This is a genomic window from uncultured Halopseudomonas sp. (assembly GCF_963977355.1).
Classification (GTDB): Bacteria; Pseudomonadota; Gammaproteobacteria; order Pseudomonadales; family Pseudomonadaceae; genus Halopseudomonas.
The window spans coordinates 36880-60809 of record NZ_CAXBOV010000008.1 but is presented as its reverse complement, the minus strand read 5'-3'; the positions used below and the strand labels follow the sequence as shown (position 1 = coordinate 60809).

At 56.2% G+C, this 23930-nt stretch carries 19 protein-coding genes; 10 read left to right on the top strand and 9 right to left on the bottom strand.

Annotated features, from left to right (window positions below; translation table 11 throughout):
- Positions 1 to 64 precede the first annotated feature (64 nt).
- The 3 genes from lon to AAC076_RS05725 all read left to right on the top strand — a co-directional run bounded on the left by lon (position 65) and on the right by AAC076_RS05725 (position 5091).
- Positions 65 to 2464: an endopeptidase La gene (gene lon / locus AAC076_RS05735; protein ID WP_339843516.1), complete on the top strand. Its 2400-nt coding sequence runs from the start codon at positions 65 to 67 to the stop codon at positions 2462 to 2464.
- A gap of 200 nt (positions 2465 to 2664) precedes the next feature.
- Positions 2665 to 2952, top strand: a complete 288-nt coding sequence (locus AAC076_RS05730) for an HU family DNA-binding protein (protein ID WP_188434484.1) — start codon at positions 2665 to 2667, stop codon at positions 2950 to 2952.
- 249 nt (positions 2953 to 3201) lie between these two features.
- Positions 3202 to 5091 carry a SurA N-terminal domain-containing protein gene (locus AAC076_RS05725; RefSeq protein WP_339843515.1) on the top strand — a complete coding sequence of 630 codons (1890 nt, stop codon included), beginning with the start codon at positions 3202 to 3204 and terminating at the stop codon, positions 5089 to 5091.
- A gap of 105 nt (positions 5092 to 5196) precedes the next feature.
- Here the strand turns inward: AAC076_RS05725 and fabI are convergent, their stop codons facing one another.
- The 8 genes from fabI to gloB form a co-directional block, all read right to left on the bottom strand.
- Positions 5197 to 5991, bottom strand: a complete 795-nt coding sequence (gene fabI / locus AAC076_RS05720; protein WP_339843512.1) for an enoyl-ACP reductase FabI — start codon at positions 5989 to 5991, stop codon at positions 5197 to 5199.
- A 17-nt stretch (positions 5992 to 6008) separates the two neighbouring features.
- Positions 6009 to 7646: an ABC transporter ATP-binding protein gene (locus AAC076_RS05715; protein WP_339843510.1), complete on the bottom strand. Its 1638-nt coding sequence runs from the start codon at positions 7644 to 7646 to the stop codon at positions 6009 to 6011.
- A 1-nt stretch (position 7647) separates the two neighbouring features.
- The gene (locus AAC076_RS05710) at positions 7648 to 8682 is read right to left on the bottom strand and encodes an ABC transporter permease (RefSeq protein WP_339843508.1); all 1035 of its coding nucleotides are present in this window, start codon (positions 8680 to 8682) and stop codon (positions 7648 to 7650) included.
- A gap of 2 nt (positions 8683 to 8684) precedes the next feature.
- The gene (locus AAC076_RS05705; protein WP_339843507.1) at positions 8685 to 9758 is read right to left on the bottom strand and encodes a microcin C ABC transporter permease YejB; all 1074 of its coding nucleotides are present in this window, start codon (positions 9756 to 9758) and stop codon (positions 8685 to 8687) included.
- Between the two features lie 2 nt (positions 9759 to 9760).
- Positions 9761 to 11602: an extracellular solute-binding protein gene (locus AAC076_RS05700; RefSeq protein ID WP_339843506.1), complete on the bottom strand. Its 1842-nt coding sequence runs from the start codon at positions 11600 to 11602 to the stop codon at positions 9761 to 9763.
- A gap of 31 nt (positions 11603 to 11633) precedes the next feature.
- Positions 11634 to 13466 carry an extracellular solute-binding protein gene (locus AAC076_RS05695; RefSeq protein WP_339843505.1) on the bottom strand — a complete coding sequence of 611 codons (1833 nt, stop codon included), beginning with the start codon at positions 13464 to 13466 and terminating at the stop codon, positions 11634 to 11636.
- Positions 13467 to 13534: 68 nt separating this feature from the next.
- Complete coding sequence (locus tag AAC076_RS05690) at positions 13535 to 15001, bottom strand: LysM peptidoglycan-binding domain-containing protein (RefSeq protein ID WP_339843504.1); 1467 nt, start codon at positions 14999 to 15001, stop codon at positions 13535 to 13537.
- 205 nt (positions 15002 to 15206) lie between these two features.
- Positions 15207 to 15986, bottom strand: a complete 780-nt coding sequence (gene gloB / locus AAC076_RS05685) for a hydroxyacylglutathione hydrolase (protein ID WP_339843503.1) — start codon at positions 15984 to 15986, stop codon at positions 15207 to 15209.
- A 104-nt stretch (positions 15987 to 16090) separates the two neighbouring features.
- Here gloB and AAC076_RS05680 point away from each other — a divergent pair, with 104 nt between their 5' ends.
- The 3 genes from AAC076_RS05680 to dnaQ are packed head-to-tail and all read left to right on the top strand — an operon-like array spanning position 16091 to position 18040.
- A complete protein-coding gene (locus tag AAC076_RS05680) occupies positions 16091 to 16864 on the top strand; it encodes a methyltransferase domain-containing protein (protein ID WP_339843501.1) in 774 nt (257 codons plus the stop codon).
- Positions 16861 to 17322: a ribonuclease HI gene (gene rnhA / locus AAC076_RS05675; protein WP_339843499.1), complete on the top strand. Its 462-nt coding sequence runs from the start codon at positions 16861 to 16863 to the stop codon at positions 17320 to 17322. The genes AAC076_RS05680 and rnhA overlap by 4 nt, the downstream gene beginning before the upstream one ends.
- Positions 17315 to 18040 (top strand): DNA polymerase III subunit epsilon, encoded by a 726-nt coding sequence (gene dnaQ, locus AAC076_RS05670; protein ID WP_339843498.1) that lies wholly within the window; start codon positions 17315 to 17317, stop codon positions 18038 to 18040. Before rnhA ends, dnaQ begins: the two co-directional genes overlap by 8 nt.
- 15 nt (positions 18041 to 18055) lie before the next feature.
- Here the strand turns inward: dnaQ and nhaB are convergent, their stop codons facing one another.
- The gene (nhaB, locus tag AAC076_RS05665; protein WP_339843496.1) at positions 18056 to 19552 is read right to left on the bottom strand and encodes a sodium/proton antiporter NhaB; all 1497 of its coding nucleotides are present in this window, start codon (positions 19550 to 19552) and stop codon (positions 18056 to 18058) included.
- Positions 19553 to 19878: 326 nt separating this feature from the next.
- Between nhaB and AAC076_RS05660 the strand changes: the two genes are divergently transcribed.
- Genes AAC076_RS05660 through AAC076_RS05645 form a run of 4 tightly spaced genes read left to right on the top strand, consistent with a single transcriptional unit; the run spans position 19879 to position 23924 of the window.
- Positions 19879 to 20691, top strand: coding sequence for a crotonase/enoyl-CoA hydratase family protein (locus tag AAC076_RS05660; protein WP_339843495.1), 813 nt, complete (start codon positions 19879 to 19881; stop codon positions 20689 to 20691).
- Positions 20692 to 20733: 42 nt separating this feature from the next.
- Entirely contained in the window at positions 20734 to 22407 is a 1674-nt protein-coding gene (locus AAC076_RS05655) for a ferrous iron transporter B (RefSeq protein WP_339843494.1), read from the top strand.
- 5 nt (positions 22408 to 22412) lie between these two features.
- Complete coding sequence (nudC, locus tag AAC076_RS05650) at positions 22413 to 23252, top strand: NAD(+) diphosphatase (protein ID WP_339843492.1); 840 nt, start codon at positions 22413 to 22415, stop codon at positions 23250 to 23252.
- Positions 23253 to 23270: 18 nt separating this feature from the next.
- The gene (locus tag AAC076_RS05645) at positions 23271 to 23924 is read left to right on the top strand and encodes a hypothetical protein (RefSeq protein ID WP_339843491.1); all 654 of its coding nucleotides are present in this window, start codon (positions 23271 to 23273) and stop codon (positions 23922 to 23924) included.
- The last annotated feature ends 6 nt before the right edge of the window (positions 23925 to 23930 follow it).

Genomic DNA, 23930 nt, shown 5'->3' with positions numbered 1-23930 from the left:
TTCATGGACACTTTTATTACGGGTGCGGTCGATTATTGCGCCCCCCAGCAAGCGAGTCTCAGCCATGACGACACCTAGCGAATTTCCGCTCCTGCCCCTACGCGATGTAGTGGTGTACCCCCACATGGTCATCCCGCTTTTCGTGGGACGCGACAAATCCATTGAAGCGCTTGAAGCAGCGATGGCCGGCGACAAACAGGTTTTGCTGGTAGCTCAGCGCGATCCTAGCGAGGATGATCCGGGTCAGGACGGCATCTATAGCCTTGGCACCGTTGCGACCATCCTGCAACTCCTCAAGCTGCCCGACGGCACCGTCAAGGTTCTGGTCGAGGGCGAGCAACGTGCTCGAATCGAGCAGGTGGACGAGTTGGGCACCTATCAGGTCGCCCACGCGGTTCCCCTGAATGAAAGCGAGCTGGATGCCCGTGAGGCCGAAGTGCTGATTCGCAGTTTGATGAGTCAGTTCGAGCAGTTTGTCCAGTTGGGCAAGAAGGTCCCTGCTGAAGTTCTCTCATCCCTGTCCAGTATTGAAGAACCCGGACGGCTGGTAGACACCATGGCCGCGCATCTGACCCTCAAGCTGGATCAGAAGCAGGAAATACTCGAGATCTTGCCCCTGCGCGATCGCGTAGAGCACGTACTGGGTGTACTGGATAGCGAGATCGATCTACTCCAGGTGGAAAAACGTATTCGCGGTCGTGTCAAGAAACAGATGGAACGCAGCCAGCGTGAGTACTATCTGAACGAGCAGATGAAGGCTATTCAGAAGGAGATGGGCAGCGGCGAGGATGGCAACAACGAATTCGATGAACTCAAGGCAAAGGTGGATGCTGCTGGCATGAGCAAGGAAGCGCTCGCCAAGGCGACAACGGAGCTGAACAAGTTGAAGATGATGTCGCCCATGTCCGCCGAGGCGACGGTCGTGCGTTCCTACATTGAGTGGCTGGCCAATGTACCCTGGAAAAAAGCCAGTAAGGTCCGTAATGATCCCGAGCGAGCCGAGGCAGTGCTGGATGCTGACCACTACGGCCTTGAGGAGGTCAAGGAGCGGATTCTCGAGTATCTGGCTGTACAGAAGCGTGTACGCAAGTTGAAAGGCCCTGTGCTCTGTCTGGTGGGCCCTCCGGGCGTGGGCAAGACATCCTTGGGTGAGTCCCTGGCAAGGGCAACCAACCGCAAGTTCGTCCGCATGGCACTGGGTGGTGTGCGCGATGAAGCCGAAATTCGTGGCCATCGTCGTACCTACATAGGCTCGCTGCCGGGTAAAGTTATTCAGAAAATGTCCAAGGCGGGCGTCAAGAACCCCCTGTTTCTGCTCGATGAGATCGATAAAATGGGCACCGATATGCGCGGTGATCCTTCCTCGGCGCTGCTTGAGGTGCTCGATCCGGAACAGAATCACAACTTCAACGACCACTATCTTGAGGTCGATTATGATCTGTCGGACGTGATGTTCATCTGTACTGCCAACTCGATGAACATTCCTGCGCCACTGCTTGACCGCATGGAGGTCATTCGTATTCCCGGGTATACCGAGGACGAAAAGATCAACATCGCCGAGCGTTATCTGGTTGCCAAGCAGATCAAGAACAACGGCTTGAAGAAAGATGAGCTGACGTTCACCCGCGAATCCCTGCGTGACATTATTCGTTATTACACCCGCGAAGCCGGGGTGCGCGGCCTCGAACGTCAGATTGCTAAACTCTGCCGCAAGGTAGTCAGAACCCAGGTAGGTAGCAAGGCCAAGAACAAGGTTGTGGTCGACGGTGATTTGCTTGAAGAGCTGCTCGGGGTCCGCAAGTTCAAGTACGGATTAGCCGAGGAGGCCGACCAGATCGGCCAGGTGACGGGTCTGGCGTGGACCCAGGTTGGTGGCGAGCTTCTCAGCCTGGAAGCCGCTGTGGTGCCCGGTAAGGGCCGCCAGATCAAGACTGGCTCTCTGGGTGATGTCATGCAGGAATCCATCAGTGCGGCGCTTACCGTGGTTCGTAGCCGCGCAAACAGTCTGGGGCTGGGAGGTGATTTTCATGAAAAGCATGATATTCACATCCACGTCCCAGAGGGTGCTACGCCCAAGGACGGCCCGAGTGCCGGCGTAGGCATGTGCACGGCGCTGGTATCGGCTCTGACCCGGATTCCGGTTCGGGCGGACGTTGCCATGACTGGTGAAATCACCCTGCGTGGGCAGGTTCTGCAAATCGGTGGGCTCAAGGAAAAACTGTTGGCCGCGCACCGGGGCGGAATCAAGACAGTGATCATTCCCTACGATAATATTCGTGATCTCAAGGAGATCCCCGACAACATCAAGGAGGATATTGAGATAAAGCCGGTGAAATGGATTGACGAAGTGTTGCAGATTGCGCTGCAATACGTGCCGGAGCCCTTGCAAGAAGGGGTTGAAGAGATGGTTGCAAAGGATGACAATCAGGCTACCGATACAAAGAAGCGTATCAGTACCCACTGAGGTAGCAGCGGTCCGCTCCCGAACAGGTATCCAACAGGGTGATCTGTTCGCGAACGGACCGGGGGTACCACAGGCATTCCTTGACACGGTTTTTGACCGCTTGATATAAAGCGTGCTTCGACCTACGCAGGTATGCTGACTGGCCACAGCTTTGCTAAGACCACAAGCTTACATAACGACTAACAACTCATTTGAAACTAATAAGGGGACTTAGAGTGAACAAGTCTGAATTGATTGATGCCATTGCCGCTTCCGCCGATATTCCTAAAGCTGCTGCCGGCCGTGCTCTTGACGCCGTCATCGAGTCCATTACCGACGCACTGAAAGCCGGTGATTCGGTAGTTCTGGTTGGTTTTGGTACCTTCGCTGTGAAAGATCGCGCTGCCCGCACCGGCCGTAACCCGCAAACTGGTAAGCCGATTGAAATCAGCGCCGCCAAGATTCCGGGCTTCAAAGCTGGTAAGGCACTGAAGGACGCTGTGAACTAAGCGCGTCCAGTTACTGATTGTCTGTGTCGGGGTGCGAGCCCTGGTATCTACTTCGAACCATAGCCAGGCGCAGCCACAATTGCTGTTGAGGCAAGTTTCCACTCATGTGGTTCGGTCAGTTTCAAAAAAGGCGCATCATCCCTGATGCGCCTTTTTCGTTTAGAACAGAATAATAGGCCAGCGATCAATGATCGGTGGTACTGGCAGCCCCGAAGGGCGGCTGAAGATGACTAGGATTTCGGGGGCAAGATGCTGCAAAAAATGAGGGACAATGCGCAAAGCTGGGTCGCTAAGGTGATCGTTGGCGTCATTGTGCTGATATTCGCTTTGACTGGCTGGGAGTCCATCAGCCGCTTCGGGAGCAACGATCAGAACGCTGCCGCGGTCAACGGAACAGAAATTACCAAGTTCGAGCTGGAACAGGCCGTCTCACTGCAGCGTCGCCAACTGGTGCAGCAATTGCAGCAGCTTAATGACAACTTCGACCCCAATATGATTGACGATGCGTTACTACGCCAATCGGTGCTCGACGGTCTGATCGAGCGGGCAGTGCTGGTCGAGGGTGCCCGGAATTTCGATTTGCGTATTTCCGAAGCCATGATCGATCAGTTGATTCTATCGACCCCTGATTTCCAGGTGGATGGCGAATTTGACGCCAATCGTTTCGATATTGTCATTCGCAATATGGGATTGGGTTCGCGCCTGGCATTCCGCGATCTCGTCCGTCAGGAGCTCCTTCTTGCGCAACTGCGTAATGCCTTTGAAGCCACAGCCTTTGCCACTCAGACAGAGCGCCTGCAGCTGGCTAAGCTAGAAGAGCAAACACGCGATTTCGCTGTTATAGAGCTGCCTATCCTGCGTGATGAAATCGATGTTTCGGAAGACGAAGTCGAGACTTATTACACCGCCAATGCCCAACAGTTCATGACTGAAGAGCAGGTTGTGTTGGAAGTCCTGGAGTTGTCCAGGGACGATTTTTTCGATCAGGTCGAGGTCGACGAGCAGGCACTTCAGGCTTTATATGAGCGGGAAATTGGTAACCTGACAGAACAGCGTCGAGCCTCACATATCCTTATCGAGGTCACTGATGAGGTAAGTGAGGAGCAGGCTCTGGAGCAAGCACAAGCTGCTCGGGAACGTCTGGATGCCGGAGAGGATTTTGCCAAGTTGGTTGAAGAAGTGTCCGACGATATTGGTACTACCTCCAGCGGTGGGGACCTGGGTTATACCGTTCGTGGCAGCTTCGATCCTGAGTTTGACGAAGCGCTCTTTGCCCTCCAGGAGGGTGAAGTTTCGGATCCGGTCCGTACCAGCTTTGGTTATCACCTGATCAAGCTTACCGGCGTTGCCGCACCGGAGATGCCCAGCCTGGAATCCATGCGTGAAGGGCTTGTGGCGGAATTGAAGGCGGAGCAGGTAGAGCGTCGCTATGTCGAGGCTTCACGCGAACTGGCCAACCTGGCCTACGAGTCTCCCGATCTTGACGAACCAGCTCGTGCGTTAGGTCTCGAGATTGAAACCATTGGTCCGGTGAATCGCGAGGGCGGCGAAGGCTTGGCAGCTAATCCACGGGTTATGGCTGCTGCCTTTGAAGCGGAAGTACTGCAGGATGGTCTCAATAGCCAGCTCCTTGAGCTTGATGCTGATACCTCCGTAGTGGTTCGGGTTAAAGAGCACATGCGCGCCAAACAGCGTCCCCTCGACGAAGTGTCTGCGGAAATTGCCGATACATTGAGCTTCCAGAAGGCGGTCGAGCAGACGCGTGATAAGGCTTCAGAGCTGGTCGAGGCTTTGGAGTCAGACAGCACTGCGCCTGAGCAAGTGGCCGTGGAACTGAATGCTTCCTGGGAAAACCATGAGGCTATCAATCGGTCCAACAACGAGCTGTCTCAGGTGCTCCTGCGTAATGTGTTTGCGATGCCTCGTCCTTCCGAAGGGGAGTCCGTATATGGCCATGCACGCCAGGCTGATGGTAGTCAGTGGATCGTTGAGTTGCGCGGTGTAGCTACGCCTGAATCACTGCAAGCTTCGGCTGAGAGTGATCTCTACAAGCGTTACATTGCCGGACAGACAGGTCAGCAGGATTTCACTGCCCTACAGGAAAGCCTCGAAGAGCGGGCTGACGTCGAGCGTTTCTGATCTGATGTGATCGGCGGTCGGTAGCGATCGCCAGCCCCAAAAAAGCCACTCCCTTGGGAGTGGCTTTTTTGTGCGCAGCCTTCGCAGGCTGTCGGGTCTCAGGTTTCAGTCTTCCAGATTACCCATGGCGGTGATGTTGAAGCCGCCGTCGACATACATGATCTCGCCTGACACCCCAGATGCCAGATCCGAGCACAGGAACGCACCGGCGTTGCCTACTTCGTCGATGGTGACGTTGCGGCGCATCGGGGTCTGCTTCTCGTTGTGCGAGAGCATTTTGCGGAAGCTCTTGATGCCGGAAGCAGCCAACGTTCGGATCGGACCCGCAGAAATAGCATTAACGCGCGTGCCTTCCGGCCCCAGGCTGGTAGCCAGATAACGAACGCCGGCTTCGAGGCTGGCCTTGGCCATGCCCATCACGTTGTAGTTCGGCATTGTGCGCTCAGCGCCCAGGTAGGACAGGGTCAGCAGGCTGCCATTGCGACCCTTCATCAGTTCACGACCGGCCTTGGCCAGGGCCACGAAGCTGTAGGCGCTGATATCGTGAGCAATGCGGAAACCTTCGCGGGTAGTCACATCGGTAAAGTCGCCATCGAGTTGATCACCAGGGGCAAAGCCGACCGAATGCACTATGCAATCCAGGCCATCCCACTTCTTTGCCAGTTGGGCAAATGCCTCTTCGATCTGGGAATCATCGGCCACATCGCAGGGGAAGCACAGCTCCGGCCCTGAGCCCCATTCCGCTGCAAACTTCTCGACGCGATCCTTGAGCTTGTCATTCTGGTAGGTGAACGCCAGCTCCGCGCCCTCGCGGTGCATTGCCGAAGCTATACCCGAGGCGATAGACAATTTGCTGGCTACGCCAACGATGAGTACGCGTTTACCGCTTAAAAATCCCATGCTTGTTTCCTGTTTTTCTACTTGGCCTGTGTGTCTTTGGCCGTGTTGACGGATACGGGTCTGGCGAAGGCGGCCTCGAGCAATTGATGCGTATATTCATGCTGCGGTGAGGCAAATATATCCTTGGCCGAACCCTGTTCGACGATTTCTCCCTGGCGTATCACCATCAGCTCGTGACTGAGGGCTCTGACCACTGCCAGGTCATGGCTGATGAACAAGTAACTCAGATTGTGCCTGTGCTGGAGGTCGCGGAGCAACTCAACCACCTGGCCCTGTACCGTGCGATCGAGGGCTGAGGTGGGCTCATCCAGCAGGATCAACGACGGTTTGAGAACCAGAGCACGGGCAATAGCCACTCGCTGCCGCTGTCCGCCCGAAAACTCGTGGGGGTAGCGGTGGCGGCTGGCAGGTTCCAGGCCGACTTCCTGCAGCGCCTGGATTACCATTTTCTCCCTTTCTTCTACTGTACCAATGCCGTGAATCTCTAACCCTTCACTGATGATCTGTGCAATCGACATACGTGGACTCAGGCTGCCAAAAGGATCCTGAAAGACCACCTGAAACTGCCGGCGCATTGGTCTGACGGCATTCTGACTCAAACCATCCAACCGCATGCCGTTACATTCGATCAGGCCCTGGCTTTCCACGAGCCTTAACAGAGCCAGACCCAGGGTTGTCTTGCCTGAACCGCTTTCGCCCACAATACCCAGCGTATGACCTGCCTTGAGCGTAAAGGAGGCGTCAGTTACTGCCTTGACATGATCCACGGTGCGTCGCAAAACGCCCTTGCGAATCGGGAACCATACCCGAAGCTGCTCAGCCCGCAGTATCACCGGTGCATCTGCGTTCACTTTTACCGGATCACCGGTCGGGTCAGCCGCGATCAGCCGCTGGGTGTATTCATGCTGCGGATCGGCAAAGAGTTTCGCGCATTCATTTTCTTCGACGACGCAACCCTGGTACATGACACATACCCGATGGGCAATTCTGCGTACCAGGTTCAGGTCATGGCTGATCAGCAACAATGCCATACCCAGTTTTTGCTGCAACGATTTGAGCAGTTCGAGAATTTTTAGCTGCACGGTCACGTCCAGCGCCGTGGTTGGCTCATCGGCAATCAGCAGCTCAGGCTCGTTGGCCAGCGCCATTGCGATCATTACCCGTTGGCGTTGGCCGCCTGAGAGTTCGTGTGGATAAGAGCCTAGCCGGCTGGCTGGATCGGGGATGCCGACTAGATCCAGCAATTCCAGGGTTCGCTCACGCGCAGCTGCCTTGTTCAGCCCCTTGTGCAGTACCAGTACTTCATTGATCTGACGCTCGACGGTATGCAGGGGGTTGAGCGAGCTCATTGGCTCCTGAAAAATCATCGAAATACGATTGCCACGAACCTGGCGTAGTCGTTTTTCCCCGGCCTGCAGCAGGTCTTCGTCCTTGTAGAGAATGCGTCCGCTGGGATGACGTGCCTGGGGGTAGGGCAGCAGGCGTAGTATCGAGTGCGCAGTGACTGACTTGCCTGAGCCGCTTTCGCCTACCAGCGCCAGGGTTTCGCCTGGGCGTATATCGAAGCTGACATCGCGCACGGCCATGACTTCTTCATGTTCGCTGGCAAACGCCACGCTGAGGTTTTCGATCCGAATCAATGGCTGATCTGACATGTCATTTCCTGGGGTCGAAGGCATCGCGCAGGGCCTCGCCGATAAACACCAGCAAGCTGAGCATCAGAGACAGCACTACGAAAGCGGTAATGCCCAGCCAGGGTGCCTGCAGGTTGGCTTTGCCCTGGGCAATCAGCTCGCCCAGTGAGGGGGAGCCAGCAGGCAGGCCGAAGCCGAGAAAGTCCAGCGAGGTGAGGGTGATAACGCCGCCGGTGAGAATGAAGGGAAAGAATGTCAGGGTCGCAACCATGGCGTTGGGCAAAATATGCCGGAACATGATGATGCGGTTGCTGGCACCCAGAGCACGAGCTGCCCGCACGTATTCCAGGTTGCGGCCGCGCAGGAATTCGGCACGGACCACATCCACCAGTGCCATCCAGGAGAACAGCAGCATGATACCCAGCAGCCACCAGAAGTTCGGTTGTACGAAGCTGGCCAGAATGATCAGCAGATAGAGGACGGGTAAACCCGACCAGACTTCGATAAAGCGCTGACCAAACAGATCAATACGGCCACCATAGAAACCCTGAACCGCCCCGATAATGACGCCGATAATGGAACTGAGGATAGTCAGGGTCAGCGCAAAAAGTACCGATATCCTGAAGCCGTAGATTACCCGAGCGGCGACATCGCGAGCCTGGTCATCGGTACCCAGCCAGTTATCCCCCGAGGGCGGAGCAGGCGCGGGCACCTGAAGGTCGTAATTGATAGTGTCATAGCTGAAGGGAATTGGTGGCCAGAGCATCCAGCCGTCTCCTTCCTCTTCGATCAGGTTGCGAATATAGGGGCTGCGATAATCGGCGGTAATCGGAAACTCACCACCGAACTCGGTTTCGGCGTAGCGCTTGACGACCGGGAAATACAGCGCGTCCTGGTAACTGACTACGAGTGGCTCATCATTGGCAACAAACTCGGCCCCCAGGCTCAGAATAAACAGCACCATGAATATGTGCAGTGACCACCAGCCACGCCGATTGGCCTTGAACAGCCCAAAACGGCGTCGATTGAGTGGTGAGAGCGAAAATCGGGTACTCATTCTCAACCCTCCCTGCTTTCGAAGTCGATGCGCGGATCAACCAGGGTATAGGTGATATCACCGATCAACTTCACGACCAGCCCCAGCAGGGTAAATATGAACAGGGTGCCAAACATCACCGGATAGTCCCGGTTGATTGCGGCCTCAAAGCCCAGCAGGCCGAGACCATCCAGGGAAAAGATCACCTCGATCAACAGAGCGCCAGTGAAGAACACGCTGATCAACGCCGAGGGAAAACCGGCGATGATCAACAGCATGGCGTTACGAAAGACGTGCCCGTAAAGCACGCGGCCGGCAGAAAGGCCCTTGGCCTTGGCGGTCACTACGTACTGCTTGCCGATTTCATCAAGAAAGCAGTTCTTGGTCAGCATGGTCAGCGTAGCGAAGCTACCAATCACCATCGCGGTGATCGGCAGCACCAGGTGCCAGGCGTAGTCCTTGACCTGCTCCCAGGTACTCAGCTCCTCGAAATTATTCGATGTCAGACCACGCAGAGGGAACCAGTCCAGGTAACTACCGCCGGCAAAGACCACAATCAGCATGATCGCCAGGAGGAATCCCGGAATAGCGTAGCCGACAATAATCAGTGAGCTCGTCCATATGTCGAAGGTCGAGCCGTGGCGCACCGCCTTGCGTATGCCCATGGGAATCGAGATCAGATAGGTAATCAGGGTTGTCCAGAGGCCGAGAGAGATGGATACCGGCATCTTCTCGACAATCAGATCTATGACGCTGGCATCGCGGAAGAAGCTGTCACCAAAGTCAAAGGTCATGTAACCCTTGATCATCAACCAGAAACGCTCATGGGCTGGCTTGTCAAAGCCGTACATGCGTTCGATCTCGGCAATGATATCCGGGTCCAGACCCTGTGCACCGCGATAGGTGCTGCCACTGGCCACCTCACCCTGCATGCTGCCCGAGATACGACTGGTAGCGCCTTCAAACCCTTCCAGGTTTGCGATCATCTGCTCTACCGGTCCGCCAGGCGCGGCCTGGATGATCAAAAAATTGATCAGCAGAATACCGAACAGCGTTGGAATGATCAGTAACAGTCGACGAACAATGTAAGCCAGCATGCTCAGTCTTCCTGAACGATGACGGGGGTGGGCTTGCCTTTCAGTGCGGCAGCTTTGTCGGCGTCCACCCACCAGGTGAAGAGCCCTAGATCGTAACGAGGCGATGTCTTCGGGTGAGCGAACTTGTCCCAATGGGCAACGCGATACACCGTTGTATGGAAATTGGGCACCACGTAATGCCCGGCTATTAGCACACGATCCAGAGCGCGGGTGTGGTTGACCAGCGATTCACGGGAGTCAGCTCGAATGAGACCTTCTACCAGTGCATCTACTGCCGGATCCTGAAGGCCCATCAGGTTGCGGCTACCCGGGTTATCGGCACTCGATGAATGCCAGTAATCCAGTTGCTCATTGCCCGGGGAGTTGGACTGGCCGAATCCGGTAACGACCATATCGAACTCCCGCGAACGCAGGCGGTTGATGTACTGGGAAACATCCACTCTGCGTAGGGTCAGCTCGATACCCAGGGACGCCAGGTTACGTTTGAAGGGAAGCAATACTCGCTCGAAGTCGGCCTGGACAATCAGGAATTCGAAACTCAGGTGTTCTCCTGCTTCGTTGACCAGACGATCATCGACAATTTTCCAGCCAGCGTCCTGAAGCAGGCGGTAGGCTTCGCGCATCTGTTCCCGGATTATTCCGCTACCGTCGGTCTTGGGTGGACTATAGGCCTCGCCAAAGGCGGAGGCAGGCAGATGCTCCCGCCAGGGTTCTAGCAGAGCGAGTTCTCCTGGTCCTGGCAGACCATTGGCGCCCAGCTCCGAGTTATCAAAAAAGCTGTCAGTGCGCGTGTAGGCATTGTGGAACAGGGCGCTATTGGACCATTCGAAGTCGAACAGCAGGCTGATTGCTTCACGGACCCGGGCGTCCTCGAATATGGAACGGCGTATATTGAATACAAAGCCCTGCATGCCCTGCACATTCAGGTTGGGGATCTCTTCCTTGATGATGGTGCCCTCGCGCAACGCCGGGCTGTCGTAGCCAGTGGCCCAGTTTTTGGCGCTGACCTCCTGATTGAGGTCGAACTGACCAGCCTTGAATGCCTCCAATGCCACACCGGTGTCGCGATAATAATCGACAATGACGCGATCAAAGTTATAAAAACCCTTCTGCACAGGCAGATCAGCGGCCCAGTAATCGGCTACGCGTTCGTAGGTGATATTACGACCACCGCTCACGTTACTGATGCGATAGGGGCCGCTACCCAGGGGTGGTTCGAGTGTTGTCTTGGAGAAATCGCGTTCGGCCCAATAATGCGCAGGCAAGACAGGTAATTGTCCGAGAACCAGAGGTAATTCCCGATTCTCGCCATTATGAAAATGAAAGGTGACACTCAGGTCCGAGTCGGCGACTACTTCCTTCACGCCCGCGTAGTAGGACTTGTAGAAGGGTGCCCCCTGCTCAATCAATGTATTGAAGGTAAATACAACGTCCGCAGCAGTAACGGGTTCGCCATCATGAAAGCGCGCTTCGGGGCGCAGATGAAAGCGTACCCAGGTGTTATCTTCCGCCCGTTCTATACGCTCCGCTATCAGACCGTATTCGGTAAAGGGTTCATCCATTGCGTGAAAGGTCAGGGTGTTATAGATCAGGCTTAACTGATCAGCGCTTGCACCGCGGCTGATGAATCCATTCAGTGAATCGAAACTGCCAAAGCCGGATAGCCGCATGGTGCCGCCCTTGGGCGCCTCGGGGTTGACGTAGGCAAAGTGGCTGAAGTCTGCGGGATAGGCCGGAGGCTCACCATAAAGGGTAAGGGCGTGATCGCCAGCAGGCGCGGCAATGGCCACTACAGTCTGAACGAGCAGCGTTAATCCACAAAACAGCTTGTTGGTTAAAGACATCAGGTGACCTTGTTGTTCTATTGCACGGTGTCTATTGCAAGTCTGGATCCATCCACCAGCTGCGTATAGCAAGCGAATAGGGTGGGGTCTCGGACGACTTCAGCCAGGCACGATGGGCTATGCGATGATAGTCAATATACCAGTTCGGAATTATATAGTGTTCCCAAAGTAGCACACGATCCATTGCCTTGGCCGCGGCGATCTGCTGGTCACGGGTCTTGGCGCCCAGCAGATGTTCCAGTAGCTCATCTACCACGGGATTGGCGATGCCGGCGTAGTTACGGCTGCCCTTGACATCCCGCTGGCTGGAATGGAAATAGCCATGCTGCTCGAGACCCGGAGATAGCCCCTGGGGCAAGGTGGCGAGAATCATGTCGTAGTCGAACTGATCCAGCCGCGCCTTGTACTGAGCCCGGTCAACGGTACGAATACGCATGTCGATGCCTAGTCGTGCGAGGTTGGAGCGATAAGGCTGAAGAATGCGCTCCAGGCTCGGGTTGACCAGCAGTACTTCAAAGACCAACTGATTACCATCCTGGTTTTCCAGACGCCCGTTGCGCAGTGTCCAGCCGGCCTCGTCCAGCAATCTTACTGCCTGACGCAGCGTCTTGCGGGGCACACCCTGACCACTGGTTTCAGGCAGGTTGAAGGGCTCGACAAAGAGTTTTTGGGGAAGCTGGTCCCTGTGCGGCTCCAGATACAGAAATTCCTGTCCGGCTGGCAATCCGGCCGCACTGAACGGGCTATTGGGGTAATAGCTTAATGACCGCTGATAGGCATCGTAGAACAGCACTCGGTTGGACCACTGGAAATCGAACATCATACCCAGTGCCTGGCGCACATTACGTTCATTGAACGGGGATCGACGGCTGTTAAAAAACAACGCCTGGGTAGCGCTGGGTATGGCGTGTGGAATAGCGCGGCGCAGAACGTCACCGTTGCGCACGGCGGGAAAGTTATAGGCATTGGCCCAGTTGCTGGCCTTGTGATCGAAATAGATATCGAATTCGCCTGCCTTGAATGCCTCGAAAGCGACGTTGTTGTCCCGATAGAACTCGACCTCCATCCGGTCGAAGTTGTATTTGCCGCGATTGATGGGCAGATCCTGCCCCCAGTAGTCCTTGACACGCTCAAATGCCAGGCGCCGACCCGGTTCTACCGACGTTACCCTGTAGGGGCCACTGTTGAGGCCTGGCTCAAAGGTGGTCTGGCCGAATTCGCGACCCTCCCAGTAATGCTTGGGTAGTACGGGCAACTCCCCAAGGCGCAGGATCAGCAGCGGACTGTCGCTGCGGCTGAACACAAAGCGAATGCGCTTTTCGCTTAGAATATCCACGCGGGATACATCCTGGAGCATGGACCGGTAATTGGGGTGCCCTTGCTCGCTCAGAGTATTGAAGCTGAAGGCGACATCTTCTGCGGTAACCGGATGACCATCATGAAAACGCGCCTGCTTATGCAGGTTGAATACAACCCAGCTGCGGTTGTCGGCGAATTCGATACTTTCAGCGATAAGTCCGTAGGCGGAATAGGGCTCGTCACCGGAGGGGTCGTAAAGGCCGGTACCGACCATCAGCGGCTCATTCAGTTCGGTGATGCCGTAGTGGGGGAAATTGCCGGTATTGACCGGACTGGTGCCCTTCAACGTATAGGGGTTCACTGTGTCAAAGGTACCGGAGCCCATGACCCTGAGGGTGCCGCCCTTGGGCGCATCGGGATTAACGTAATCCAGGTGCTCGAAGTCCTCCGCATAATGGGGAAGGCCATACAGGGAATAGCCATGCTGGCGATACACACCGGCATTGACATCAACACAGGTGAGCAACAGGGCCAGCAATGTGGCAGAACGCATAATCTGTTTCATGGCTACCCTTGCGCACCGCCTTGGGCGGTACGCAGACACGGATGAAGTTGGCTGAGCTGGAGCCGGTTTCAGTGAAGGTTGAGAGTCAGCTGCTGACCTGGCTGAAGGTGCCTGCCCAGGTCATTTTGCTCGCGTATCCGGTCAATGGCGATGTTGAACTGACGGGCAATACTAAAAAGTGAATCGCCTGGCTTGACCGTGTATATAACGGGTTTGCGTGCGTTCTGTGTGTTTTGGGAGGCGTTTTTCTGCCCCGGAATAGTAAGAGTCTGCCCGACCCGCAGAGCCGTAGTATCAAGCAGGTTCTGCTGCTTCAGGGAGGCTACGCTGATGCCGTGTTTGCGAGCAATTTCCCAAAGGTTGTCGCCGGCCCTGACTTGATAACGTGTAGTTGTAGCGTTCGGCGCAGAGGACAAAGCGCTAGATGTCTGGCTCTGGTTCTGACTTGAGGCCGCCTGGGCAGACAGGCTCTGGGCCGAGAGGGGTAGCATCAATACCTGGCCCACACGCAAAAGATTACTGTCGAGCTGATTGACGTCGCGCAGCGCAGAAACCTTGACGTTATAACGGCTGGCAATTTGCGAGAGATTGTCTCCGGCGCGCACACTGTAGCGTTGGTAGTTTACATGCTCGTCCTCGGGTAGCTCTGCAAGCGCAGTGCTGAACTGCTCGAGCCGATCAATAGGCACCAATAACTGGTAGGCGCCAGGAGCCGTAACCCGTTGCTTGAAGGCCGGGTTCAACTTGATGAAATCCTCCGGTGGGATATCGGCCAACTCTGCAGCCTTGTGCAGGTCGAGCTGGCGTTCAATGGTGACCGCAGCGAAGTAGGGTGAGTCGGCGAGTTCCGGCAGGACGGTGCCGTGGAGCTCAGGCCGCTCGATGATCTGCGACAAAGCCAGTAGCTTGGGCACGTAGTTCATCGTTTCGTAGGGCAGATCCAGGCTCCAGTAGTCTGTAGGCAGGCCCTTGGCGCGGTTTGCTTCAACCGCTCGACCCACGCAGCCTTCGCCGCAGTTGTAAGCTGCCATGGCTAGCAGCCAGTCACCGTCGAACATCTCGTTTAGCTTGCTGAGATAGTCCAGCGCCGCCTGGGTGGAAGCGGTGATATCCCGGCGACCGTCGTACCACGAGTCTTGGCGCAGGGAAAATACTTTGCCGGTCGAGGGAATGAACTGCCAGATACCCGCTGCCTGGGAACGTGACAACGCCATGGGGTTATAGCCACTTTCGACAAAGGGAAGCAACGCCAACTCAAGGGGCATGCCGCGCTCGTCAAGCTGCTCCACTACGTAGTGCAGGTAACGTTCGGAGCGCTTGCTGGTCAATTCGAAATAACGAGGCTCGCTGGCATATGCCAGTCGCTGACGATCAATGCGGGGGTTGTCAATTGCCGTCGGATCGAGCATGAAGCCCTGGCGGATCCGCCCCCACAATGTGCGAGCGGTGATCGTTTCAACTTCAGAGCGTGAACCTTTAGCATTTTTCAGCAGTATGATGCCGCGGTTGCGTTCGTAGGTAGTCTGCTTCGGCACGCTCTTTGCTCCAGAGTCACCTCTCTGGGCCTGCTGAGACGGGGAGGTCTGGCAGCCTGCGAGGATTGCGAGACTTGCAATCAGCAGCAAGGCTCTGGAGAAAAAACGCGAAGTCGATACAGAAAAAGGCATTGGCAGGTCCGGAAAAATTTGCCCGAGTTTAGAAACTCAACTCGGGAGGGTCAAGGAAACAATGGGCGCTGTGTCAGAATCGATCCTTCCATGCGCGTATGGCGGCAAAGGTGTCCGCCCCGGCGGCAATCCGCTGGCCCTGTTGCTGCTCTGCGGCGGTAATAACAGCGGGCTCGTTGGAACGCAGAAAGGGATTCGTACGCTTCTCCAGTGCTACCGTGGTTGGCAGGGTCATTCTGCCCGCCAGGCGCAGATCATTGACGACTTCAAGGCGCACCCGGATGTCATCATTGGCGGGTTCGACCGCATGGGCGAAGCGCAGGTTGGCCTGGGTGTACTCATGGGCACAGTAGATGCTGGTGTTGTCTGGCAGAGCGGCGAGGCGCTCAAGTGAATCGTGCATCTGCTGCGGAGTACCCTCGAAAAGACGGCCGCAGCCTCCAGCGAACAGTGTATCGCCGCTGAGTAGCCAAGGCCCGTCAGGGTCGTCGCAGTAAAAGGCAATGTGGCCCAGGGTATGGCCCGGTACGGCGCAGACCTGTAGTGTCTGGCCAAGTATGTTGATCTTGTCCCCGTCATCGAGCCGGCGATCCAGACTGCTGATGGCTTCTGCTGCAGGGCCCCAGATGCGGCAGTCAGTGGCCGCCTTGAGAGTCGCCAGGCCGCCGGTGTGATCGCGGTGATGGTGTGTCACAAGTACATGTCGCAGTTGGTATTCCGGGTGCCGGCCCAACCAGGTGATAACCGGAACCGCGTCGCCGGGATCGACCACCGCAGCTTCCTGACGCTTGTGATCAAGGATCAACCAGATGTAATTGTCCTGAAAAGCGGGTAATGCCAGAAATTCGAGCATGTCGCTAATGCCTTCAAGAGAATGAAGCTTTATCTTATAGGACAGCGGGCACATGTATAAAGGAGCGGTTGATAAAGGATCAACCGATCATTCACTGGTGAACCATGCGAACTGACCACGAAGCGGGATCAATTAGCCAGGCTGACCTCATGCGCTTGCTGCGCGAGGCGCGGCAATGGCTGGAAACACCCGGTGGCAAGATGCTTCTGGATCAACAGCGGCAAGTCGCCCAGGAAAGCCTGGAGCGCTGTTTCGGCCAACACATGATCCAGTATGGCCTGGCGCCTGAGATGATGGACGGTCAGCAATCAACGCTACGCAATCGCTGGCATTTCGATTTGATCGGTGAGCCTCCATCCATGCCGCTGGAAGAAAGCCAGTGGCCCTTCGCTCCGCAGTCCGTCGATGTCGTGTTGCTGCACCACGGGCTGGATTTCTGTCTGGCGCCACGCACGCTGTTACGGGAAGCCGGTCAGGCGGTGCGCGCGGGCGGCCATATGCTGATTTTCGGCTTCAATCCCTGGAGCAGCTGGGGCTGGAACCATTTTGCCGGTCGGAGCTGGCTCAGTGAGGCGGGGTTTGTGAGTCCGGCACGCCTTTCGGACTGGCTTGAAGTCCTCGGTTTTGCGGTAGAGAAACGCATCGATGGATGCTATCTTCCGCCGCTTAAATCGCAGCGCATGCTGGATCGCTTAAGCTCGGTTGAACAGTGGGCCTCTCGCCACACATTGCCTTGTGGCGGATTCTACTGCCTGATAGCCCGACGTCAGATGCTCGGCGCCATGCCGCGCAAACAGCCCGCCAGAGCTTTCCCTGCATTGACCTTGCCGCCGCTGGTCGCGGGTACCAGACGCACGCATAAACGGAATACGAAATGACCCATACGATTGAGATCTTTACCGACGGCGCCTGCAAGGGTAATCCGGGGCCGGGTGGCTGGGGCGTTTTACTGCGCCTTGGCGAACATGAAAAAGCGCTGCACGGTGGTGAGTTGATGACCACCAACAATCGCATGGAATTGATGGCTGCCATCATGGGTCTGCGGGCCCTGAAGAAAAACGCCAGCGTCACCCTGACCACCGATTCGGAATACGTGATGAAAGGCATTCGCGAGTGGATGCCCAACTGGAAGAAGCGGGGCTGGAAAACCGCCAGCAAACAACCTGTGAAAAATGCGGATCTGTGGATGTTACTCGACGAGCTGGTCAACCAGCATCAGGTAGAGTGGCGTTGGGTCAAGGGGCACAGTGGCCATCGCGAGAACGAGATCGCCGACGAACTGGCTAATCTGGGCGTACAGGAAGTGCTGGGTAACAAGGGCAAGAACCATGCGTGAAGTCGTACTGGATACTGAAACGACCGGTATTGATCCCCGTAGCGGGCATAGAATCATTGAAATCGGTTGCGTCGAATTGATCGATCGGCGTCTGACCGGTCGTCATTTTCATGTATATATCAATCCCGAACGCGAGGTCGAGGAGGGCGCCTTGGCGGTGCACGGTATAACCGATGCCTTCCTCGCCGACAAACCCCTGTTCGCCGATGTGGTCGAGGGCTTCATGCAGTTTGTGACGGGTGCGCGACTGATCATTCACAACGCACCTTTCGATATCGGTTTTCTGGATACCGAATTGCAGTTGATGTCCTCACCCCATGGCCGCATGGCTGATCACTGCGGCGTGCTCGACACCCTGATGATGGCTCGGGAAAAGCATCCGGGGCAACGCAACAGCCTCGATGCTCTATGCAAGCGCTACATGGTCGACAACTCCCAGCGTGACCTGCACGGGGCATTGCTTGATGCGGAGATCCTGGCTGACGTCTACCTGATCATGACCGGCGGCCAGACAGCATTGTCCTTGGCCGGACAGGGTAGTGATCAGGATCAGAGCAGCAATGGTGTCAGCGCGATTCGCCGGATCGATCCGTCGAAGCGCCCGGCGTTACGAGTGGTCAGTGCAAGTGAAGGCGAGCTGGAGGCCCATGCCGAGCGTCTCGCCGCCATCGAAAAGGCCGCTGGTTTTGCCCTGTGGAACGGACGCCCAGCCGATTGACCGGGCGTTAGAACCTCAGATCCAGAGGTTCACCGCCAGCAGGCCCACACCGCCCATGACCAGCGTATAGGGCAGAGCCATATACACCATGCGCCCATAGGATAGCCGCACCAGTGGCGCAACTGCCGAGGTAAGCAGAAACAGGAAGGCTGCCTGGCCATTGGGAGTAGCAACGCTGGGCAGGTTAGTTCCGGTATTGATCGCAATGGCCAGCCGCTCGAACTGCTCGCTACTGATAGCGCCACTCTCCAGGCTCTGCTTTATCTCGCTAATGTAAACGGTGGCAACGAACACGTTATCGCTGATCATTGACAACAGACCATTGGCAATAAAGAACATGCTTGGCTGGGATTCTGGGGGCAACGCCAGCACGGCGTGGATGATCGGGCTGAACAGATGCTGTTCGTGAATGACTGCCACAATCGCGAAAAAAACCACGAGCAGGGACGTGAAGGGCAAAGCTTCCTGAAACGCCTTGCCGATCTGGTGCTCATCTATGATGCCGTTGAACGAAGCAATCAGGATGATAACCATCAGACCAATGAAACCGACTTCCGCCACATGCAGTGCCAGCCCCGCGACCAGCAGCGCGGCAGCAACTGCCTGCACCGCCAGTGCTACCTTTTGTGGTGTTTTGCGCTTGGCCTTTTCCTCGCGGGCAAACTCTTCCAGAACGCGCCTCACTGGTCTGGGCAGACGAGCGCCGTAACCAAACCAGCCGGTTTTTTCCAGGAGTAGGCAGGTTGTCAGGCCCGCAGCCAGAACGGGCATGCTGACCGGGGCCATGAGCATGAAAAACTCTACAAAGTCCCATCCGGCTACGCGGGCTATCAGCAGGTTTTGTGGCTCTCCCACCATGGTGCATACGCCGCCCAGTGCGGTGCCGACGGCGCCGTGCATCAACAGGCTGCGCAGGAATGCTCGGAACTCCTCCAGGTGCTCGCGGTGCAGCGGCTCTTCGTCTTCGGACTCGACCGTGCCCTCCTGGCCTGATCCGGCCGAAGCGACCTTGTGATAAACGCCATAGAAGCCCACGGCCACGCTGATAATCACGGCGGTGACGGTCAGGGCATCCAGGAATGCAGAAAGCACTGCAGCTACGAGACAAAAGGACAGGCCCATCAATGACTTGGAGCGGATACCAAGAATCAGACGGGTAAAGGTCACCAGCAACAGTTCTTTCATGAAGTAGATGCCGGCGACCATGAATATCAGTAGCAGAATGACCGGAAAGTTGGTCAGAACTTCTGCATACAGGGCATCGGGGGAAGTCATGCCTATGGCCAGCGCTTCCAGTGCCAGCAGGCCACCCGGCAGCAGCGGATAGCATTTAAGCGCCATGGCCAGCGTAAAGATAAACTCAAGCACCAGAATCCAGCCGGTAATGTAAGGGCCGGCGAGCCAGAGCAACAGAGGGTTGAGAACCAGAAAAGCCACAATGGTGCGCTTGTACCAACCGGGGGCCTGCCCCAGAAAGTTATGCGCCAACGCGGGCAGCACAGAGGTGGTCATGGGAAAATCCTGTCGAGAAGGTTGGGAAGAAAGCTCTGAATAGTGTCTCGGGCTGTCAGCCGAAACCCTATTCAGGGTTTTCCTCCAATGGTTTCTCGATACTGCGTCGCGTCGGGGATAGGGATGTTTGGGCGCCGCGCCGCTCTGGAACAGGCTTACGAGCATTATGATACAACAGGTCGACCGACTGGTCAGGTAGTAAAGTGCTTAGCCAAGAGCGTCAGCTATGCCATTGATCCTTATACTTGTTATATTGGGACTTATGTAACAGTCTTGACTCATCAGCGGGCCTGAAGGCCGCAGCCGACATTTCGGAGTAGATAGTGATGCCTGAATACCAAACGTTGCTAGTGGAGCAGTCTGGCGCCGTCGCCCATGTGCAGCTCAATCGTCCCGAGAAAATCAACGCGATGAACGTCGCGTTCTGGGAAGAAATCATCACCGCCTTTGAGTGGATAGATCAGACAGACAGCGTTCGGGTTGTCGTCATCAGCGGTGCAGGCAAGCACTTTTCCGCCGGCATCGATCTGATGATGCTCGCCGGTGCGTCGCACAAGATGACCTCCGATATCGGCCGCAATGCCGATATCATTCGTCGCAATGTTCTGCGTCTCCAGGCCTCGTTCAATGCAGTCGATCAATGCCGCAAGCCGGTCATCGCTGCGATCCACGGATATTGTATTGGCGGAGCTATCGATCTGATTTCCGCCTGCGACATGCGTTATTCGACCGCCGATGCGCATTTCTCCATCAAGGAAATCGACATGGGGATGGCCGCCGACGTAGGTACATTGCAGCGATTGCCGCACTTGATAGGCGATGGCATGATGCGGGAGTTGGCCTACACCGGTCGCTCCTTTGATGGTAACGAAGCTGCCAGGATGGGTCTCGTTAACAGCACTCAGACTGACCATGAAAAATTGATGACATCAGTCATGGCGATCGCTAACGAGATTGCCAGCAAGTCGCCCCTGGCCATTCGGGGGACCAAGGAAATGATTCGCTATAGTCGTGATCACAGCGTTGAGGATGGTCTTAACTACATTGCCACCTGGAACGCTGCCATGCTTCAGTCAGAAGACATGAAGTTGGCGATGGCAGCCCACATGGGCAAGAAGACAGCTGAATTCGCCGATTGATACCGCGTCAGGCTGACGGCAGGGAAGTTAGGAGAAAACGCGATGCTAACGGGCGCTACATCACTGGATCTTGTCAGGGACGAACTCTTTGCCAGCATGGGCGAGGTAGAGGATCTGCTACAGCAGTTTCTTGAGGATCGGCACAACGGTAGTCTGCTGCAACAGGCAATTGAGGGTCTGCATCAACTGCGCGGCACTCTGCAACTTATCGAGTTGCGCGGCGCGGCGTTGTTGCTGACAGAAATGATCGCCCTTGCAACGGACATTCCCGAGCATGACGGAGAGGATCGCAACGAGCCGCTGTCGGCATTGTGTGATGGACTCTTTCTGCTTGAGCGGTATCTGCAGCAATGTCGCCATCAGGGGTTCGAGCGCCCGGAGCTACTGTTACCCGCGATCAATCAGTTGCGCTCCCATCGTTCAGGTGCGGCTGTCTACTCTGAAAGTTTTTTTTACGCACTGTCTACCGATGACCTACCTCTCAAACTGCGCGGTAGTGATGCGGCAGAACCATTGGACAAGCGCACTTTCAATCGCCTGCGCCAGATGTACCAATTGGGGCTTCTGGGCATTATTCGGGGCGAGGGTGTGGCAGGCTCTGCACCGCTTATGCTGCGAGCGCTGCAGCGCTGGGAGAATCGGCTGGACCGCGAGGCGGCAACCTTGTGCTGGGCCGCTGCAGCCGCGCTTGAGGCTATCGAGCAAACACCTCTGCAATTGACCGCGCCACGCAAGAAACTCTTTGCGCAGATAGATCGCGTTATCAAAGAGCGAGGCACGCAGTCCAACGCATCCGATTTGCAATCCCATCCGGATTTATTACGTGAGCTGCTGTTTCTGGTAGCCCTGGCCGATGGCACCTGTGAACGCTGCAATGAGGCCAAGCAACTCCTGAGTATCCCGGATACCGGCTTTACCGAGCTGGAGTTGCAATCTGCTTTCCTGCGTTTGCGTGGCCCGGGTGTTGATGTGATGCGTTCTGTTGCCGATGCATTGCGTGAGGAAATCACCGCCATCAAGGATCTGCTCGATCTTCTTGCCCGTAATGCCGGTGATGCCGAGCAATCCCTGGAAACCCTGGCAGCGGCTCTGGAGCGCCTGTGGAAAACCCTCGCCATGCTCGACCTTAATGAGGTTGCAAGTGGTATAGAGGATGCAGCTCAGCAGTTGCGTGATTGGAAATCAGATGACTTACCCTTGTTGGAAAAAGTTGCCGACGCGGTGTTACGTGCCGAAACCGCAGTCAACCGCCTGGATGAAAAGGGCAGTGATGTGGGGCCGTCGCCTGGCAGCGGACCAACTGCCAACGGTGAACCGGTAGAGCTTAGGGAGGCGCGTATCGTATTGATCGAGGAGTCCCAGGCGGGGCTGTCTCTGGCCAAACGCGCCATCACCGCTTATATGGAATCAGGCAACGACCTGATGCATCTGATGAACGTACCTTCCACCCTGGAGACCGTACGTGGCGGTTTGATCTTCCTTGGTATGAGTCGAGCCGGCTCCATCATTCATCAGTCGGCACGGTTCATTCAGGAAAACATGCTTGAACAGCAGGCGCCGCCGCAGGCTCAGCAGCTCGAAGTCCTGGCAGACGCCCTGACCAGCATAGAATTCTATCTTGAATCAGCCGAGCGTTCGGTCGTTGCCAACACCGACGTTCTGGCCCTGGCTGAAGAAAGTCTGGCGGAGCTCGGTTACAAGGTTGCAGGAGCTTGAGCGGTATGGGTTTGACTACAAAACGTTTTGTGCCGGCTACCCGGACTGCCAGGATCGATGATCAGGACTGGGTAGTAATCTTCCATGAACAACAATTCGGAATGCTGCAGGGCCGCTTCCTGCTTGAGCCCGACGCCGTCCGCTTTCTCGGCAACATTGATCATCAGTTGCTGCTCGGCCATCTCGACGAGAAGCCCTGTCATCTGCTGCGCATCAGCGACCCCGCTCAGGTGCCGGGGCTGACCTGGCATGGCCTGCGCGGATTGATCGGTCAGATTGACGATGACCTGTTTCGTTTGCTCGGTCTGGCCCAGCAGCTGGACGCCTGGTATGACAGTCACCGCTTCTGCGGTCGCTGTTCTGCTCCCATGCAGCCCCGCGGCGAAGAGCGCGCAATGGAGTGTAGCCAGTGTGACTTGCGCCAGTATCCCAAACTTGCGCCGTGCATTATCGTGCTGATTACCCGGGGCAATGAGGTGCTATTGGCAAGGGCTCCGCATTTTCGACCCGGCTTTTTCAGCACCCTGGCTGGCTTTATCGAGCCGGGTGAGTCGGTCGAAGAATGTCTGCACCGTGAAGTAATGGAGGAGGTGGGCCTCAAGGTCGATCAGCTTGAGTACCTGGGTAGCCAAAACTGGCCTTTCCCTAATTCGCTGATGATGGGTTTCCATGCTCGCTATGTCAGTGGTGAGATAGTGCCCCAACCTGGTGAGATAGAAGAAGCGGACTGGTGGCCGGTTGACCGGTTGCCGGGCATTCCACCCCAGGGCACTATTTCCCGCTGGCTGATTGATTGCCATCTGGCACGTCTTGAAGGTCAACCTCTCCCGCCCGTCCCGGCCTGAGAAAACACAGGAGCTACCATGCAGTACTACGGTCTGGCCGGTTTGGTACTGGTCATAGTCGCGCTGATCCTTGTTGCTGTGCTGCGTGCCGGCTGGCGTCTCGGCTGGTTGCTACAGTGGCTCAAGGGCAATGTGTTGTTGCTGGGCATTGCGTTGGCGGGTGCGCTGCTTATTGTTGCCTGGCAACTGCAGCAGTTCAAAGCCCTGGACCCAGGCGCCAACGTTGCCACTCTGGAGTTTCGCAAGGTCGGAGATCAGCAGTTCGAACTGCTGTTTTCTGCCGGTACCGAGCCAAGGTCGATCATTCTCGAAGGTGACATGTGGCAGCTTGACGCCCAGGTTCTGCGCTGGCGCGGTCTGGCCAATGCCATAGGGTTACAGGACGGTTATCGTTTACACCGGCTAACCGGTCGTTATCTGGCCCTGGAGCAGCAGCGTGGACTCGAGTCCGTCGAGCAGTCGGGTGTATTGCATGAAACGCCAGCCTGGCGTGATGCATGGCACTGGCTGGATCGCCTGGATAGTGGGTCGTTGCTGGAAACCGACGCATTTGTGGTGCGCTTCATACCCATGGCTGAGGGTGCGCGCTTCGGAATCGAGATTGGTGAGACGGGGCTGACCCCGGTACCCATGAACAGGCAGGCTGTGAACGCTATGCAGCGCTCACAGTAAGCAATA